Source organism: Pseudomonas baetica (genome assembly GCF_051216495.1).
Taxonomy (GTDB): Bacteria; Pseudomonadota; Gammaproteobacteria; order Pseudomonadales; family Pseudomonadaceae; genus Aquipseudomonas; species Aquipseudomonas baetica_B.
In genome coordinates, this window is sequence record NZ_JBPKAM010000017.1 from 64,152 (window position 1) to 80,487 (window position 16,336).

General features: G+C 60.6%; 18 protein-coding genes. 8 read left to right on the forward strand and 10 right to left on the reverse strand.

Annotation, left to right across the window (positions count from 1 at the left end):
* The first annotated feature begins 223 nt into the window (after window positions 1–223).
* Window positions 224–1,837 carry an inorganic phosphate transporter gene (locus ACSFE6_RS09130; protein WP_435427289.1) on the forward strand — a complete coding sequence of 538 codons (1,614 nt, stop codon included), beginning with the start codon at window positions 224–226 and terminating at the stop codon, window positions 1,835–1,837.
* Between the two features lie 117 nt (window positions 1,838–1,954).
* On the opposite strand, the gene ACSFE6_RS09135 is transcribed toward ACSFE6_RS09130, so the two are convergent.
* Window positions 1,955–2,377 carry a multidrug/biocide efflux PACE transporter gene (locus tag ACSFE6_RS09135; RefSeq protein ID WP_435427290.1) on the reverse strand — a complete coding sequence of 141 codons (423 nt, stop codon included), beginning with the start codon at window positions 2,375–2,377 and terminating at the stop codon, window positions 1,955–1,957.
* A gap of 88 nt (window positions 2,378–2,465) precedes the next feature.
* On the opposite strand from ACSFE6_RS09135, the gene ACSFE6_RS09140 reads away from it, so the two are divergent.
* A complete protein-coding gene (locus tag ACSFE6_RS09140; RefSeq protein ID WP_435427291.1) occupies window positions 2,466–3,320 on the forward strand; it encodes a LysR family transcriptional regulator in 855 nt (284 codons plus the stop codon).
* A 111-nt stretch (window positions 3,321–3,431) separates the two neighbouring features.
* On the opposite strand, the gene ACSFE6_RS09145 is transcribed toward ACSFE6_RS09140, so the two are convergent.
* Complete coding sequence (locus tag ACSFE6_RS09145) at window positions 3,432–4,268, reverse strand: LysR family transcriptional regulator (RefSeq protein WP_435427292.1); 837 nt, start codon at window positions 4,266–4,268, stop codon at window positions 3,432–3,434.
* A 111-nt stretch (window positions 4,269–4,379) separates the two neighbouring features.
* On the opposite strand from ACSFE6_RS09145, the gene ACSFE6_RS09150 reads away from it, so the two are divergent.
* Window positions 4,380–5,105 carry an SDR family oxidoreductase gene (locus ACSFE6_RS09150; RefSeq protein WP_435427293.1) on the forward strand — a complete coding sequence of 242 codons (726 nt, stop codon included), beginning with the start codon at window positions 4,380–4,382 and terminating at the stop codon, window positions 5,103–5,105.
* A 134-nt stretch (window positions 5,106–5,239) separates the two neighbouring features.
* Here the strand turns inward: ACSFE6_RS09150 and ACSFE6_RS09155 are convergent, their stop codons facing one another.
* From ACSFE6_RS09155 to ACSFE6_RS09165, 3 genes are all read right to left on the reverse strand, one after another.
* Complete coding sequence (locus tag ACSFE6_RS09155; protein ID WP_435427294.1) at window positions 5,240–6,475, reverse strand: RNA polymerase sigma factor; 1,236 nt, start codon at window positions 6,473–6,475, stop codon at window positions 5,240–5,242.
* Window position 6,476: 1 nt separating this feature from the next.
* Entirely contained in the window at window positions 6,477–6,821 is a 345-nt protein-coding gene (locus tag ACSFE6_RS09160; protein WP_435427295.1) for a YciI family protein, read from the reverse strand.
* 71 nt (window positions 6,822–6,892) lie between these two features.
* Window positions 6,893–7,318: a YybH family protein gene (locus ACSFE6_RS09165; protein ID WP_435427296.1), complete on the reverse strand. Its 426-nt coding sequence runs from the start codon at window positions 7,316–7,318 to the stop codon at window positions 6,893–6,895.
* Window positions 7,319–7,459: 141 nt separating this feature from the next.
* Here ACSFE6_RS09165 and ACSFE6_RS09170 point away from each other — a divergent pair, with 141 nt between their 5' ends.
* A complete protein-coding gene (locus ACSFE6_RS09170) occupies window positions 7,460–7,945 on the forward strand; it encodes a GNAT family N-acetyltransferase (RefSeq protein WP_435427297.1) in 486 nt (161 codons plus the stop codon).
* Window positions 7,946–8,021: 76 nt separating this feature from the next.
* On the opposite strand, the gene ACSFE6_RS09175 is transcribed toward ACSFE6_RS09170, so the two are convergent.
* From ACSFE6_RS09175 to ACSFE6_RS09185, 3 genes are all read right to left on the reverse strand, one after another.
* Window positions 8,022–8,510 (reverse strand): GNAT family N-acetyltransferase, encoded by a 489-nt coding sequence (locus ACSFE6_RS09175; protein ID WP_435427298.1) that lies wholly within the window; start codon window positions 8,508–8,510, stop codon window positions 8,022–8,024.
* 98 nt (window positions 8,511–8,608) lie between these two features.
* On the reverse strand, window positions 8,609–9,094 hold the full coding sequence (locus ACSFE6_RS09180) for a GyrI-like domain-containing protein (RefSeq protein ID WP_435427299.1): 486 nt from the start codon (window positions 9,092–9,094) through the stop codon (window positions 8,609–8,611).
* 66 nt (window positions 9,095–9,160) lie between these two features.
* On the reverse strand, window positions 9,161–9,823 hold the full coding sequence (locus ACSFE6_RS09185; protein ID WP_435427300.1) for a LysE family translocator: 663 nt from the start codon (window positions 9,821–9,823) through the stop codon (window positions 9,161–9,163).
* Window positions 9,824–9,962: 139 nt separating this feature from the next.
* Between ACSFE6_RS09185 and alaC the strand changes: the two genes are divergently transcribed.
* Window positions 9,963–11,174 (forward strand): alanine transaminase, encoded by a 1,212-nt coding sequence (alaC, locus tag ACSFE6_RS09190; RefSeq protein WP_435427301.1) that lies wholly within the window; start codon window positions 9,963–9,965, stop codon window positions 11,172–11,174.
* Window positions 11,175–11,357: 183 nt separating this feature from the next.
* On the opposite strand, the gene ACSFE6_RS09195 is transcribed toward alaC, so the two are convergent.
* Window positions 11,358–12,710, reverse strand: coding sequence for a GntP family permease (locus ACSFE6_RS09195; RefSeq protein ID WP_435427302.1), 1,353 nt, complete (start codon window positions 12,708–12,710; stop codon window positions 11,358–11,360).
* Between the two features lie 82 nt (window positions 12,711–12,792).
* On the reverse strand, window positions 12,793–13,326 hold the full coding sequence (locus ACSFE6_RS09200; protein WP_435427303.1) for a gluconokinase: 534 nt from the start codon (window positions 13,324–13,326) through the stop codon (window positions 12,793–12,795).
* A gap of 215 nt (window positions 13,327–13,541) precedes the next feature.
* On the opposite strand from ACSFE6_RS09200, the gene ACSFE6_RS09205 reads away from it, so the two are divergent.
* From ACSFE6_RS09205 to ACSFE6_RS09215, 3 genes are all read left to right on the forward strand, one after another.
* Window positions 13,542–14,573 carry a LacI family DNA-binding transcriptional regulator gene (locus tag ACSFE6_RS09205; protein ID WP_435427304.1) on the forward strand — a complete coding sequence of 344 codons (1,032 nt, stop codon included), beginning with the start codon at window positions 13,542–13,544 and terminating at the stop codon, window positions 14,571–14,573.
* A gap of 289 nt (window positions 14,574–14,862) precedes the next feature.
* A complete protein-coding gene (locus ACSFE6_RS09210; RefSeq protein ID WP_435427305.1) occupies window positions 14,863–15,501 on the forward strand; it encodes a glutathione S-transferase family protein in 639 nt (212 codons plus the stop codon).
* 171 nt (window positions 15,502–15,672) lie between these two features.
* Window positions 15,673–16,233, forward strand: a complete 561-nt coding sequence (locus ACSFE6_RS09215; RefSeq protein WP_435427306.1) for a hypothetical protein — start codon at window positions 15,673–15,675, stop codon at window positions 16,231–16,233.
* The last annotated feature ends 103 nt before the right edge of the window (window positions 16,234–16,336 follow it).

Here is a 16,336-nt window from a genome sequence, read left to right on the forward strand (position 1 = left end):
GAGCGAGCTTGCTCGCGAAGAACGCGAGTGCGCCGCTGGGTATCTGGCTTTACGCGTTATCGTTCACGACCATCGCGAGCAAGCTCGCTCCTACAGAGGGAGGCAGAAGTGGTTTCGGATCAACGGTTCGTCAAAAAAAGCAAACACTGACCTGACGCAATTTCCCGGTAACACTTCACGCCGATCATGACCGACATCCCTTCCCTCCTCAGGAATGCCCGGCATGGCTACGCCATCCTTTTCTGCCGCCCAGACGCCCGTCAGCAGCGTTCAACCGCAGCTCGATAAAAAACCCGGCCTGTTCACCCTCGTGGTGTTTTTCGCGGTGCTGGCCGTGGGGTTGTTGTTCACCGCCTACAGCTTGATGCGCGACGTGAACGCAGTCGGCACGGTGGTGCTGACCTGGGCGCCTTTTCTGCTGCTGGGCGTGGCGTTGCTAATTGCCCTGGGCTTCGAGTTCGTCAACGGTTTCCACGACACCGCCAACGCCGTGGCCACGGTGATTTACACCCACTCGCTGCCACCGCACTTCGCGGTAGTCTGGTCGGGTTTCTTCAATTTCCTCGGCGTGCTGCTGTCCAGCGGTGCGGTGGCGTTTGGCATCATCGCGTTGCTACCGGTGGAGCTGATCCTGCAAGTCGGTTCATCCGCCGGTTTCGCGATGATTTTCGCGCTGTTGATCGCCGCCATCCTGTGGAACCTCGGCACCTGGTGGCTGGGCCTGCCGGCGTCTTCATCACACACACTGATCGGCTCGATCATCGGCGTCGGCGTGGCCAACGCATTGATGCACGGCCGCGACGGCACCAGCGGCGTGGACTGGGCGCAGGCGGCCAAGGTGGGTTATGCCCTGCTGCTCTCGCCGCTGGTCGGCTTCGGTTGCGCGGCATTGTTGCTGCTGGCCTTGCGCGCCTTCGTCAAGAACCGTGCGCTGTACAAGGCACCGAAGGGCAACACCCCGCCACCGTGGTGGATTCGCAGCATGTTGATCCTGACGTGTACCGGTGTGTCCTTCGCCCACGGCTCCAACGATGGGCAGAAAGGCATGGGCCTGATCATGCTGATTCTGGTGGGTACGTTGCCAATGGCTTACGCACTGAATCGCGCCATGCCCGCGGATCAGGCGTTGCAATTCGCCGCCGTGGCGGAAGTCACCCAACAAGCACTGGTCAAAAGTGCGCCACTGCCCGCGCCGGCCGATCCGCGCCCGATCCTGTCCGATTACGTGCGCAGCAAGGAAGCCACGCCGCAACTGATCCCCGCCCTCGCCGCGCTGGCCGGCAATATCGGCAATGAAGTGAAGGGGTATGGATCGCTGTCGAAAGTCCCGGCCGAAGCCATGGGCAACGTGCGTAACGACATGTACCTGGCCAGCGAAACCATTCGCCTGATGGACAAAAACAAGGTCGGTCACTTCGACGCCGACACCACCGGCAAGCTGCAACTGTTCAAGCAACAGATCGACAACGCCACACGCTTCATTCCACTGTGGGTGAAGATCGCCGTGGCCATTGCCCTGGGGTTGGGCACCATGGTCGGCTGGAAGCGCATCGTGGTAACGGTCGGCGAAAAAATCGGCACGACCCACCTCACCTATGCCCAGGGCGCCTCGGCGGAAACCGTGGCCATGCTGACCATCGGCGCCGCCGACATGTTCGGCCTGCCGGTGTCGACCACCCATGTGTTGTCCTCGGGCGTGGCCGGGACCATGGTCGCCAACGGTGGCGGCTTGCAGATGAAGACCATCCGCAACCTGTTGATGGCGTGGGTCCTGACCCTGCCGGCGGCGATTGTGTTGTCCGGTAGCCTGTACTGGTTGTTCACCCAACTCTTCTGAACGACACGGCCCCTTGTAGGAGCGAGCTTGCTCGCGATGGACTAGAGAACGCCGCGGGGTATCAGGTCCCCAGCGTTATCGTTGACGACCATCGCGAGCAAGCTCGCTCCTACAGGGTTACGCGGCGACCATACGGGCCCGCATCACGTCATACACCCAGTGGTAAACGTAGGTATACGGCAGGAAAAACAGCAACACGCCGATGTCCAGCACGAACGCCTCCAACAGGCTGATGTTCAGCCACCAGGCAATCAGTGGCACGCCAAGGGCCACCAGGCCACCTTCGAACATCAGTGCATGCACTACCCGGGTCCAGGCGTTATGCACAATGCCAAAGCGCTTGAGCACGCGATCGAACTGCCCGTTGAAAATAACGTTCCACGCCAGGGCCAACGCAGCCATGGCGATCGTCACGACGCCCATGTCGAGCATCGGTTTGTCCATGATCCAGGCCAGCAACGGGGTACAGATCAGGATGGCCAGCAGTTCGAAACCGATGGCCTGGAAAATGCGTTCGGTGATGGATTTGTTGATGTTCATGACCAACCTCCTCAATAGCGATGGTTGCCATGGTCGGTCATCACACCGATACTTCATAACCAATAACCATCGATCAAGGCGATAGTTCATGGCCTCCCAGGAAGTGTTGCAGGCGTTTGTTCAAGCGGCCACCCAAGGCTCGTTTTCCGCTGCGGCGCGCAAGTTGGGGCGCAGCCAATCGACCATCAGCGCGGCGGTGGCCAGCCTGGAGATCGACCTGAATCTGGAACTGTTTGACCGCAGCAGCCGCAAACCCACCCTGACCCCGGCCGGGCACGTGATGCTGCAACGGGCCGAGGACATCCTGGCCGCCACCAGCCGTCTGGAAATGACCGCCAGCCAACTGTCCCAAGGGGTCGAGGCAAAGCTGACCGTGGCGCTGTCCGACACTTATCAGTCCGACCGTTTCGAAGCCTCGCTCAGTGCCTTCGAGCAACGTTATCCGGACCTTGAACTCGAATGCCTGATCGCCGAATGCGACGATCTGGTGGCGCTCGTGCAAAGCGGTCGGGCGCACGTGGCCTTCGCCGAAATGCAGGACAGCTACCCGCCGGACCTGGTCAACTCGACGGTGGACGAACGCACGGACATCGCCCTGTTCGTATCGCCCCGGCATCCGTTGGCAAAGCTGGAACACATCGATCAGGACGTTCTGCAACAGCACCGCGAGTTGCGCCTGGCGACCATCGTCAATCCCTATGAAAGCCGCGCCAAGGGTCGGGTCTGGTCGGCGCCGAGTTACTTGATGCTGCTGGAAATGGCCCAGGGCGGGTTTGGCTGGGCGCCATTACCGCGCTGGCTGGTGGAACGATTTGGCCCCGGATCGTTGCAGGAACTGCAGGTGCGTGGCTGGCCGAAAACCGTTTATGTGGATGCGTTGTGGTCGCGATTGAATCCGCCGGGGCCGGCGGGGAGCTGGTTGTTGGCCAAGATGCTGGAATAGCGGTGTGACTATTCGCGAGCAGGCTCGCTCCCACAGGGTTTAGCGCTGAACCTGTGGGAGCGAGCCTGCTCGCGAAGGCGCTAGAACAGACACGACACAACCCAAGCCAGATCAAACCACCCCAACCCGCATCGGCCGATTCATCTGAAAATACTCATGCAACCCGCGCAGTGCCGGCAACTCCAGCGCCTGCGCGGCGTAGCACAAGCCAACCCGCCGTGTCGGGGTCGGCAGGTGCATGGCGCGGGTCGCGACCCGCTCATGCCCACTGACCAAAGACTGCGGCAACATCGCCACGCCCACACCGGCGGCCACCATGTTCAACGCCTGCTTCAACGAACCTGCATGCCCGGCCACCGCGCCCGACGAGCGCCCGTACAGCGCCATCAAGCGCTGATGGGACGGATGCTGCGGGCAGGTGATCCAGTCACTGATCGGCGTCCAGGGTTGTCCGCTGTCGGCCATGGGGTGCTCGACAGGCAAGGCCATCACATAGGACTCCTCCCACAGCGGCAGGAATAATTCGTCCTCGCAGCACATTTCTTCCACTGCGAGTCGTCCATCGCCCAGGCAACCTTCTTCCAGCGTTAGCAGCACATTGGGCAACGCCTGCCGGGTCATGCGCACGAACGCTTCGATGTGGCTGTCGGCAATGTCGCCTTCGATACCCAACGTCAGCGGCGTGCGGTTTTCCTGGCCGCGGAACATCCGGCTCAAGGCTTGGGCATCCGCCACCATGCGCAGCGCCTGGGGATACAGCACCCGCGCTTCATCACTGACGTCGACGCCACGGGGCTGACGCAAGAACAGGGTAGCGCCCAACTCTTCTTCCAGCTGTTTGATGGTCACCGACAAGGTGGGCTGGCTGATGAACAGCCGCTGGGCCGCGAGGGTGATGTTGCGTTCCTCGAACACCGCGAGAAAGGCTTTGAGGTGACGGATATCCATAGGAAGTTCCGATGACAGACAGAGAAATAAGGCATTTTTCAGGCCTGGAAGCACTAAATATACTGCGGCCTACGTTCAGACATTTGATTTTCTTATTTCAGGAATCACACCATGACCCAGCCATTGATCATCATCACCGGGGCCAGTTCGGGCATTGGCGAAGCCGCCGCCCGCCTGTTGAGCGCCGCCGGTCACCCACTGCTGTTGCTGGCCCGGCGCATCGAGCGCCTGGAAGCTCTGGCGCTGCCCAACAGCCTCAGCCGTCGTGTCGACATCAGCGACCGCGCCGCCCTGCTCGCCGCCGTTGCCGAGGCTGAAGCACAGTTCGGCCCCGCCGATGCCTTGATCAACAACGCCGGGGTGATGTTGCTGGGTGAGATGAGTAAACAGGACCCGGCGCAGTGGGACCAGATGCTCGATGTGAATGTGAAGGGTTTGCTCAACGGCGTGCATGCGGTGGTGGCCGGCATGGTCGAACGCAAGCGCGGGACGATCATCAATGTCAGCTCGGTGGCCGGGCGCAAGACATTCCCTAATCACGTGGCCTATGTCGGCACCAAGTTCGCCGTGCATGGCCTGTCGGAGAACCTGCGCGAAGAGCTGTCGCCGCACAACGTACGTGTGATCACCATCGCTCCGGGCGCGGTGGAAACCGAGCTGCTGAGCCACACCACCGATGAGGCGATCAAGACCGGCTATCAGGCTTGGAAGCAGGACATGGGCGGCACGGTGTTGAGCGCCGAGGATGTGGCGTCGGCGATTGCCTATGCCTATCAGCAGCCGCAGCATGTGTGTATTCGAGAGATTGTGCTGGCCGCGACACGCCAGCAGGCCTGACATTTTTGAAGGTCCTGCGGACCTTATCGCGAGCAGGCTCGCTCCCACAGTGATTGATGGTGGACACATATTTTGTGATCGACTCAAAACCCTGTGGGAGCGAGCCTGCTCGCGAAGGGGCCAATGAAATCACATCACTCCAACGCCTTGAGCCTGGCCTCGATAAACCGCCGCTCCGGCTCCTGTCGGGTCAACTCCAGCGCTCGCTCATAGGCCTCCCGCGCTTGGTCCACCCTCCCCAACTGCCGGCAAAACTCCGCCCGCGCCGAATGCGCCAGGTGGTAATCCAGCAACTCACCGCGCCCCAGAATCGCCTCGACCACTATCAGCCCCGCCAACGGACCATCGCGTTTCGACAGCGCTGCCGCCCGGTTCAACTCGATCACCGGCGATGGCACGGCTCGCAGCAGCACGTCATACAGCCCCACGATCTGTTCCCAATCGGTTGCCTCCACCGACGACGCTTCGGCATGCACCGCCGCAATCGCCGCTTGCAGGCAATACGGGCCGAAGCGCCGTGACCCCAGTGCCCGCTCCACCAGCGCGCAGCCTTCGGCGATCATCTCGCGGTTCCACAAGGAGCGATCCTGCTCATCCAGCAAGATCAACTCGCCGCTCGCCGAGGTTCTGGCCACCCGCCGCGATTCGTGCAATAGCATCAGCGCCAGCAGCCCCATGACTTCCGGTTCCGGCAGCAATTCCATCAATAACCGGCCGAGGCGAATCGCTTCGCGGGTGAGGTCTTCGCGGGTCACTTGCGCGCCGATGGACGCCGAATAGCCTTCGTTGAACACCAGGTAAATCACCCGCAGCACGCTGTCCAGGCGTTCGGGCAGTTCAGCCAGGGACGGCACCTGATAGGGGATTTTCGCGTCGCGGATTTTCGCCTTGGCGCGCACGATGCGCTGGGCAATAGTGGCCGGAGCCGAAAGGAATGCCCGAGCGATTTCCTCGGTGGTCAAGTCGCAAACTTCCCTCAGGGTCAACGGCACCTGGGCATCCGCCGCCAAGGCCGGGTGACAACAGGTGAAGATCAGGCGCAAGCGATCGTCTTCCACGTCTTCGTCACTCCAGTCGGCCTGCTCCAGCGCCTCCAGTTGCGCGATCAACAACGGTCGTGAAGCGGCGAACCGGGCGCGCCGCCGCAGCACATCGATGGCCTTGAAGCGCCCGGTGGACACCAGCCAGGTGCGCGGGTTGTCCGGCACGCCGTCCTGCTGCCAGCGCTCGACTGCGACAAAAAAAGCCTCGTGCAAGGCCTCTTCGGCGAGGTCGAAGTCGCCGAGCAGGCGGATCAGCGTCGCCAGAATGCGCCGCGACTCCTGGCGATAGACCTGCTCGACCCGCACCTGTACCGAAAGACCCGGCATCTCAAACATTCAACTGGCGAACGGGGCGCACTTCGACGCAACCGACCCGGGCCGCCGGAATGTCACCGGCGACCTGAATGGCTTCATTGAGGTCCCGGGCATCGATCAAGTAGAAGCCCGCCAACTGCTCCTTGGTTTCGGCAAACGGGCCGTCGGTAATCGACAGTTTGCCGTTGCGCATGCGCACCGTCGTGGCGGTCTGCACCGACTCCAGGGCCTCGGCGGCGACCATCCGGCCGCTGCCCTGGATAGACTCGGCATACGCCATGCACTCCGCGTCCTCGGGGCTCTCCGGCAGTGAATGCAACAAACGCTCATCGCTGTAGACCAGACATAAATACTTCATGGCGCTCTCCTGATTGAACGATCAACTATGGCTGCCGATTGGCATTCTGGCGCGGTTTCCCGATCAATAGCTCAGGGCTTCAAGTCGAACAACGTCGCGCCACTGGTCATGTCGAACGGCGCCGACCAATGTTCGTGAACGATTTGCCAAAGTCCGTTTTCCTGCCGATAGCACGCGGTGACGCGCATCCAGCAAGCCTGGGTTTCCCCCTTCTCGTTGGTGCCGCCGCAATGAGCCAGCCAGTGGGCAAAGGCGACTTCCTGGGACGGCTCGATGGTCACTTCGTGAAACTCGAAGATGTGCGGGCCGGGGCACATTTCCATGCAGGCTTGCCAATGGGCGCGATAGGCGGGTTTGCCCTTGAATTGCAGGGCTTTGACCGCGTCGAAGGAGACGATGTCATCGGCATACAGGGCCATGACTTTTTCCACGTCCTTGGCGATGACGGCCTGACGATAGTTCTCAATCAGGTTCTGAATTTGGGTTTGCGCGTTCATGGTGGTTCTCCGTGATTTTTATTGTGAAGACCCCCTTAGTCGTCTGGCGATCCGGCGAATCGACAGGTGAAATAAAAATAATCCACCCAAGCAATATCGCTAGAATCCGAGACTCATTTCTGTTGGAAAAAGGACACTCCAGTGACGGCCAGACTCGTGCCATATGAAAGCCTGAACCCACGCCAGCGACAGCAGGTCGAGGCCATCGAAGTGCATCCGGAACAAATCAGGTTCTCGGGAGACATCCACGGCGCCTTGCACACCCTGCTCTCCCGCCCAGGCCCGGGTGTCAAAGGATTTGCCCTGCTGGCCGACGACATTCCCGTGGCTTTCCTGCTGCTCAAACGCCCGCCGGTACTGCCCGCCTGGGCTGACGAACACAGCGCCACCCTGCATGCCTTGCAGGTCGATCAACGGGTTCAGGGCAAGGGTTATGGCAAAGCGTGCTTAAAAGCGCTGCCAGAAGTGGCGCGCCAGGCGTGGCCGGAAATCCGAGGGTTGGAATTGTCGGTGGATGCGGATAACGAATCGGCGATTGCCTTGTATGGCAAGTATGGCTTTGTCGACAGTGGAGAAGCGTATAAGGGGCGGATCGGGTATGAGCGCAGAATGGGCCTGAGATTCTGAAGCCAACCAAAATCCGATGTGGGAGCGAGCCTGCTCGCTCCCACAAAGGCTCTCCCACAAGGGATCTGTGTTGGGTTCAGAGATTGAGCACCATTTCATGCCACGCCATCCCGCCATGGTCGGACGCCGACGGCTTGATGTAGGCAAACCCGAAACCGGCGTACAACGGAATGTGCCGCTCCTTGCACATCAAGTTGATGCTGACCTTGCCCATGGCGCGCATGCGCTCGATGAACTCGCTCATCAAACGCTTCGCCAAACCCTGCCCCTGATAATCAGGATGCACCACCACCGACATGATCACCACGTGCGGACCGGCCGGGTCGTGGCCAATCAGTTCCTTGAACGCTTCGTCCGACATTTCCACCTGGAATGCCGCGCCGGAATTGATGAAACCGGCGACCACGCCGTCCACCTCAGCAACGATGAAACCCTCGGGCCAGGTGGCGATGCGGGTGGCGATTTTCTCGCGGGTCGCGGCTTCGTCGCCTTCGTAGGCAACGGTTTCAATGGCGTAGCAGCGGTCCAGATCGGCTGGCGTGACGTGGCGGATGATGGTGTTCATGGCAGGGTCGCAATCAGAGGGAAAGGCCGGGGATCATAAATCAGGGCCGGCATGGCATCGAGAGGCGAATCGTCCTGATCCGCCTTACGACGCGGGGATCAAGCCTTGATGGGCAACCAGATTTCCAGCTTGCCGGTCTTGAGATTCGGATTGAAGTCTTCGCTGTAACGTTCGAACTCCGGAGCATCCGCGGCTTCATAGCCCGATTGCGGCAGCCAGGTGTGCCACAGGTACTGAAAGGTTTGCGGCAATTGATCCAGCGGACCTTTGTGCTCGAACACCGCGTAGTACTGCGGCTGCACTTCGACCCAGCGGTATTGATCCGGAAGGTCATCGAGTTTGTCGATCTGGACACCGGCAATGTACTCGAAACCACCCTTGCCATCCGGATTGCAGCAGATGCCGTAAGTGACTTCGCCTTTTTGCCCCGGGATATTGCCGATATGAGGAATGAATTTCTCCCAGAGCGCGGGGATGCCTGCGGTAGTTTGCTGGGTAAATCGTCCGCCAAGTCCTGCAATCAGCAGGAAGTGTCCGTGTTCGAAGCGTGGCTCTGCCAGTTCGATGCGTTTTTGCTCATCCATGGCTCGACTCCTGAAGTGAAAAAGTGGGTTCGGCAGGAGTATAGAGGTCAAACCCGATTCGCCCACTTACAGGGCGTGCAACTGCTCGACGGCAGCCGCACCGACAAACTCGTTGTAACCCGATAGAATCACGTACACCGCGAAATAGCAGAAGATCGCCGCCGATGCCAGGTAGGAGTAACGCAGCAGCTTGTCGCCGAGCAACTTGCCGCCGTGGCTCGCCGCGAAGCACAGCCCCGCGGACCACAGCAGCCCGGCGCAGAGAAATCCGCCGAGAAACAGCGCCGAACTGAGGGGGCCACCACCACCGGATCGGGCAATCAGCGTGCCGCCCACCGCGGCGAACCAGAGAATGGCGCTGGGCGACGACATCGCGAGGAAGATCCCGCGAAAGAATTCCTTGCGATGGGAGTTGTGGCCCACCTCGGCGGTCTCGGCCAACAGCGCCTCGTGGTGGATCGCCGAATAAATCATCTTCGCCGCGAAGTACACCAGCAGCGCCGAACCACCGATCCACAGCACCCAGCGCACGGTTTCGTATTGCAGCAGAACGGTCATGCCGGCCAGTGCCAGAACGGCGTAGATCAGGTCGCCCACGCAGGTGCCCAAGCCCAGGGCAAAGCCTTGAAAATAGCCGCGTTGCATCGCCAGGGTGATCATCGCGATGTTGGCCACGCCAATGTCCAGGCACAGCGAAAGGCTCAGCAAGAAGCCACTGCTAAATTCCATCGAACCGCTTCCTTCGGAAAAATTTGTTTACATGGAGGCTGGACAGTCTGCCACAGCTGCCCGTACATTCCGCCACAGGTCACCGCAGTGACCAGCGTCGCTCGGACGGTTCCGGGCGCTTACGTTATCCGAGGCAACAATGGCCGAACAAGGTTCGCCGCGCCGCTTTGCGCGCATAGATCGACTCCCCCCCTACGTTTTCAACATCACTGCCGAGCTGAAGATGGCCGCCCGTCGTCGTGGCGAAGACATCATCGACTTGAGCATGGGCAACCCCGACGGTGCCACCCCGCCGCACATCGTCGAAAAACTGGTCACCGTCGCCCAGCGCGAAGACACCCATGGCTACTCGACATCCAAGGGCATTCCGCGTCTGCGCCGGGCGATTTCCAATTGGTACAAGGAACGCTACGAGGTCGACATCGACCCGGAAAGCGAAGCCATCGTCACCATCGGATCCAAGGAAGGCCTGGCGCATTTGATGCTGGCCACCCTCGACCAGGGTGACACGGTGCTGGTGCCGAACCCGAGCTACCCGATTCACATCTACGGTGCCGTGATTGCCGGCGCCCAGGTGCGTTCGGTACCGCTGGTGCCGGGTGTGGACTTCTTCGCCGAGCTGGAACGGGCCATTCGTGGCTCGATCCCGAAACCGAAGATGATGATTCTCGGCTTCCCGTCCAACCCCACCGCCCAGTGCGTGGAGCTGGATTTCTTCGAACGGGTGATCGCCCTCGCCAAGCAGTACGACGTGCTGGTGGTGCATGACCTGGCGTACGCCGACATCGTCTACGACGGCTGGAAGGCCCCGTCGATCATGCAGGTGCCGGGCGCCAAGGACATCGCGGTGGAGTTTTTCACCCTGTCCAAGAGCTACAACATGGCGGGCTGGCGCATCGGTTTCATGGTCGGCAACCCGGAACTGGTCAGCGCCCTGGCGCGGATCAAGAGCTACCACGACTACGGCACCTTCACCCCGCTGCAGGTGGCGGCGATTGCCGCGCTTGAAGGTGATCAGCAATGCGTGCGCGACATCGCCGAGCAATACCGGCAGCGGCGCAACGTACTGGTCAAGGGTCTGCATGAACTGGGCTGGATGGTCGAGAATCCAAAGGCGTCGATGTACGTCTGGGCCAAGATTCCCGAGGCTTATGCCCACCTGGGTTCGCTGGAATTCGCCAAGAAACTGCTGGCCGACGCCAAGGTCTGCGTCTCGCCGGGCGTGGGCTTCGGTGAATACGGCGACGATCACGTACGCTTCGCCCTGATCGAAAACCAGGACCGGATCCGCCAGGCCGTGCGCGGGATTCGCGGGATGTTCCGGGCGGATGGGCTCATCACCAAATCCTGATGCTTGGTGCATAACACTGTGGGAGCGAGCCCGCTCGCGAAGAGGGCCTGTCAGTCAACATTGATGTTATTGATACACCGCATTCGCGAGCAGGCTCGCTCCCACATTGGATCTTGTTCATCCTGAGATCATCACCCACAAAAAAACCGCATCGCTGCGGTTTTTTTGTGTCTGGCGAATCGCTTAAACGAACAAAGACAACAACAGAATAAAGCCCAACCCCACCACCGACAGAATGGTCTCCATCGCCGTCCAGGTCTTGAACGTCTCGGCCACGGTCATGTTGAAGTACTGCTTGACCAGCCAGAAACCGGCGTCGTTGACGTGGGACAGGATCAGCGAGCCGGCACCGGTGGCCAGCACCAGCAGCTCGCGGTTCACGCCAGGAATCATCCCCACTACCGGCACCACAATGCCCGCGCCAGTGATGGTTGCCACGGTGGCCGAACCGGTGGCGATACGGATCACCGCCGCCACCAGCCAGGCCAGCAGGATCGGCGAGATCTGCGCGGCGACCGCCATGTTGCCGATCACGTTACCCACGCCGCTGGTCACCAGCATCTGCTTGAAGCCACCACCGGCACCGATGATCAGGATGATCGCCGCGGTTGGCGCCAGGCTCGCGTCCAGCCATTTGAGTATCTGGTTGGAACCGATGCCCTGCTTGTAGCCAAAGGTGTACAGCGACAGCAACAGCGCCAGCAACAGTGCCGAGATCGGGTGGCCGATCAGGTCCATGAAGGTACGGAAGAAGTTACCTTCCGGCAGCACCACATCGGCGAAGGTCTTGAGCAACATCAGGAACACCGGCGACAGCACGGTGATCAAGGTGATGCTGAAGCTCGGCAGATCGGCGGTATCCGATTCGCGCGCCAGTTGATCCACCAGCTCCTGGTTCGGATGACCGGGGATGTGCTTGGCAATGAAGGTACCGAAGATCGGACCGGCAATGATCGCCGTTGGCAGTGCCACGATCAGGCCGTAGAGAATGGTTTTGCCGATGTCGGCACCGAACACGCCAATGGCCAGCAGCGGACCCGGGTGCGGTGGCACCAAGCCGTGTACGGCGGACAAACCGGCCAGCAGCGGGATACCGATCTTGATGATCGACACGCCGGTGCGCCGGGCGACGATGAACACCAACGGAATCAGCAGCACGAAGCCGATTTCGAAGAACAGCGGAATGCCCACCAGAAACGCGGCGAACATCATCGCCCACTGCACCTTGTCCTTGCCGAAGGCGCGGATCAGGGTCTGGGCGATCTGGTCCGCCCCGCCCGACTCGGCCATCATTTTGCCGAGCATGGTGCCCAGCGCGAGGATGATCCCGACAAAACCGAGCACGCCACCGAAGCCGTCCTGGAAGGCCTTGATGATGGTGCCGACCGGCATGCCGGAAGTCAGCCCGAGGAAGGCGGCGGCAATGGTCAAGGCAATGAAGGGGTGAAACTTGAACTTGGTGATCAGGACGATAAGCCCGATCACCGTGACCACTGCATCGAGCAGCAGGAACGTCTCGTGGGACATGCCAAACATTAGGGGTGTCTCCTGGTTGTTGTTGTTATTAAAGCGGGTAATTCGAAAGCCATAAGGACAGCGCTATCTCAGCAAGCAAAAATTAACCGGCGCGTTTCAGGCCGTGTTCGAGCCACCAGTGGTGGGCTTGAACCGCCAGTTGATCGACGCTTTGAGTCGACGCATCGAGAGCCAGGGTCAAGGGCTCACCGACGGGGGATTCGAGGGTGGCGAACTGGCTGTCGATCAGGGTCGACGGCATGAAGTGGCCGGGACGGTGGGATACACGGTCGGCGGCGACTTCGGGGGTCAGCTCAAGGAACACGAAGCCCAGGCCCGGCAAGGCACTGCGCAGGCGTTCGCGGTAAATGTGCTTGAGGGCCGAGCAGGTCAGCACCGGGCGCTGGCCCAGAGCGTCAACACGGCGCAATTCGTCGCACAGGCTATCGAGCCAGCCGGCACGGTCTTCATCGTTCAAGGGGATCCCCGCGCTCATCTTTTCGATATTGGCGGCAGGGTGGAAAGAGTCGCCTTCAATGGCAGTGGCGCCGCTGAGTTGGCACAAGGCCTCGCTGACGCACGTCTTGCCGCAACCGGCAACGCCCATGATGACCAGGGCGGTGATGGGATGGTTCATGTAACACCTCAGCGCGCAGACAGCGCTACCTTTGCCAGTTATGACACTAGACCAAAAGCAGGAGTTGCCGACGCCTTTCTTGTCATTTTGTGGGTTGCAGCATGTATGTCCCCAACGCCAAAAAGCGAGGATCAGGCGAACCCCCGCTCACGCATTTGCAGCTGCATCGAGACAGCGCTACCTTAGTGCCTTGAATTTTGTTTGGCAAGCCGTCGATGACCTCAATCAAGAACGATAAAAATACGCGCACCACTGGCCGCCCTACCCTGAACGAAGTCGCACGACTGGCCGGCGTCAGCCCGATTACCGCGTCCCGCGCCTTGCGCGGCGTCAGCACCGTGGCCACCGAATTGGTGGAAAAAGTGCAGAAAGCGGCGCAAGAACTCAATTATGTGGTCAACCCCGCTGCCCGCGCCCTGGCCTCGGCCCAGAGCCATTCGGTGGTGGTGTTGGTGCCGTCGCTGTCCAACCTTTTGTTCATCGACACCTTGGAAGCCATTCATCAGGTTTTGCGTCCCAAGGGCTTCGAAGTGCTGATTGGCAACTTCCACTATTCGCGCGATGAAGAAGAAAACCTGCTGCGCAACTACATGGCCTATCAGCCCCGTGGCTTGCTGCTCACCGGTTTCGACCGCACCGAAAGTTCGCGACGGATGATCGAAGCGAGCAACATTCCCTGCGTGTACATGATGGAACTGGACAGCGCCGCCGGTCTCAATTGCGTCGGTTTTTCGCAACTGGCCGCCGGTGAGACGGCTGCCGAGCATTTGCTGTCCCGTGGCCGCAAGCGCCTGGCTTACATCGGCGCGCAACTCGACCAGCGCACTCTGCTACGTGGCGAAGGCTACCGCCGCGCCTTGCAAAAGGCCGGTCTGTACGACCCGGCGCTGGAAGTGCTGACACCCCGCCCGTCTTCGGTCGGTTTGGGCGGCGAACTGTTCCTGAAGATGATCGCCAGTCATCCCGATGTGGATGCGATCTTCTTCGGCAACGACGACCTGGCCCAGGGCGCGTTGCTGGAAGCCCTGCGCTGCGGCATCAAGATCCCCGAGCAGGTGGCGATCCTCGGCTTCAACGACCTGCCGGGCTCGGCCCACATGGTCCCGCGCCTGAGCAGCATCAGCACACCGCGCGAAGCCATCGGCCGCCGCGCGGCGGAGCAGATGCTGACGCTGATGGCCGGCAACACCGTGGCCAAGCCGGTGCAGGACATGGGGTTCGAGTTGAAGGTGCGTGAGAGTACTTAAGATAAACCATCAACTTTGTCGTGAGTGATTGTCTGTGGCGAGGGGATTTATCCCCGTTGGGTTGCGAAGCAGCCCTAAAACCAAGCAACGCGTACTGTCTGTTCGACCGCAGCGTCAGGGTTTGGGGCCGCTGCGCGACCCAACGGGGATAAATCCCCTCGCCACAGGCAACCTTTCACAACAGGAAACGCCATTCGCCTCGGGCAGCGGGATTTCAACTAACCTTTTTAAAGCAACGAATGTCGCCCACTGGCGTCCCGAAGCCTCGATTCGCCACCGGAGTCGCTCCATGGACCACGCACTGAAAATTCTCGGCAAAGCCTCGTCGATCAACGTCAGAAAAGTCCTGTGGACGTGCGAGGAACTGGGGCTGCCCTACGAACGCGAGGATTGGGGCAGCGGCTTTGCCTCGACCCACAGCCCGGAATTCCTCAGGTTCAATCCCAACGCGCAGGTGCCGGTGATCATCGATGAGAACGGGGCACTGTGGGAGTCCAACACCATTTGCCGCTACCTGGCGGGCAAGCACCACCATCACTACAACGAGCTGCTACCCAGTGAGCCGGCCGCACGCGCCCGGGTGGAACAGTGGATGGACTGGCAGGCCATCGAACTCAATGCCTCCTGGGTCTACGCGTTCATGTCGCTGGTACGCAAGGATCCGGAATTCCAGGACCCGCATCGCCTGGAGGTTGGCATCCGTGGATGGAACCAGAAAATGGCCATCCTCGAACATCAACTCGCGAGCACCCAGGCCTATGTCGCCGGGAACCGATTCACGCTGGCCGACATTGTCATCGGGCTGTCCGTTAATCGCTGGCTGATGACCCCCATTGAGCGCCCGGACCTCCCTGCCGTCGATGACTACTTCAAGCGCCTGGCACAACACCCCGGCTTTCTCAAACACTGCTGCAACGGCCTGCCTTGAACGAATGACCCGGCATGCCATGCCTTGCCGCCCGTCGGCAAACGTTTGCCCCCATTTCACTTCAACTCGCGTCGGAATATTTTTAACCGATTGATTTTTATAGAATTTTTATTGAAGGCACAGTATTTGCTCAACGCACTGCACCGCCATCACCTACAAGGTCTACTCATCATGTTGGTCAGTGCAAAATCAAACCTGGTAACACCGCTCCCCAAACGTCCGGGTGAAGATCCGACCGCCGAAGCCGCCGCCGGGCTGCAAAGCGTCATGACCCAGGCCCTGCAGAACAACGTGCAACTGCAAAACACTCAGGCCACCACGCAGGTTCAGGAGTCCGCCACCGGACAGGCCACGCAACAGGTCAGCGAAGCCACGCGCATCAGCGACAACGTCGATGAGGCATTCGCCAAAACCCGCGTGAACCTGCAAGCCGTCAATGCGCCGCTGCCGGATGACGTCAAGGATCGGATCAAGGACGGCTCGGCCACGTCCGAATTCAAGGACTACATGAGCAAAACCCCGGAACAGCGCATGCGCGATGCGATTCTGGAAGAGATGGGGCTGACTCAGGAAGAAGTCGACGCCATGCCGCCGGAAAAGCAAAAAGCGATCGGTGAGGAAATCGCCCAGCGCATGGAAGACAAGCGCGAGATGGCCGAGGCCGAGAAGGCGCAAAAGGACGGTGGTCAGGACAAGGCTCAGGTGGTGGACAAGTTCCTGGCCTCCCTCTGAATACAGCCCCGCCGCTGTAGGGGGGGGGGGGGGGGGGGGGGGGGGGGGGGGGGGGGGGGGGGGGGGGGGGGGGGGGGGTGGTGTGGGGTTCTCTTGTTTTCAT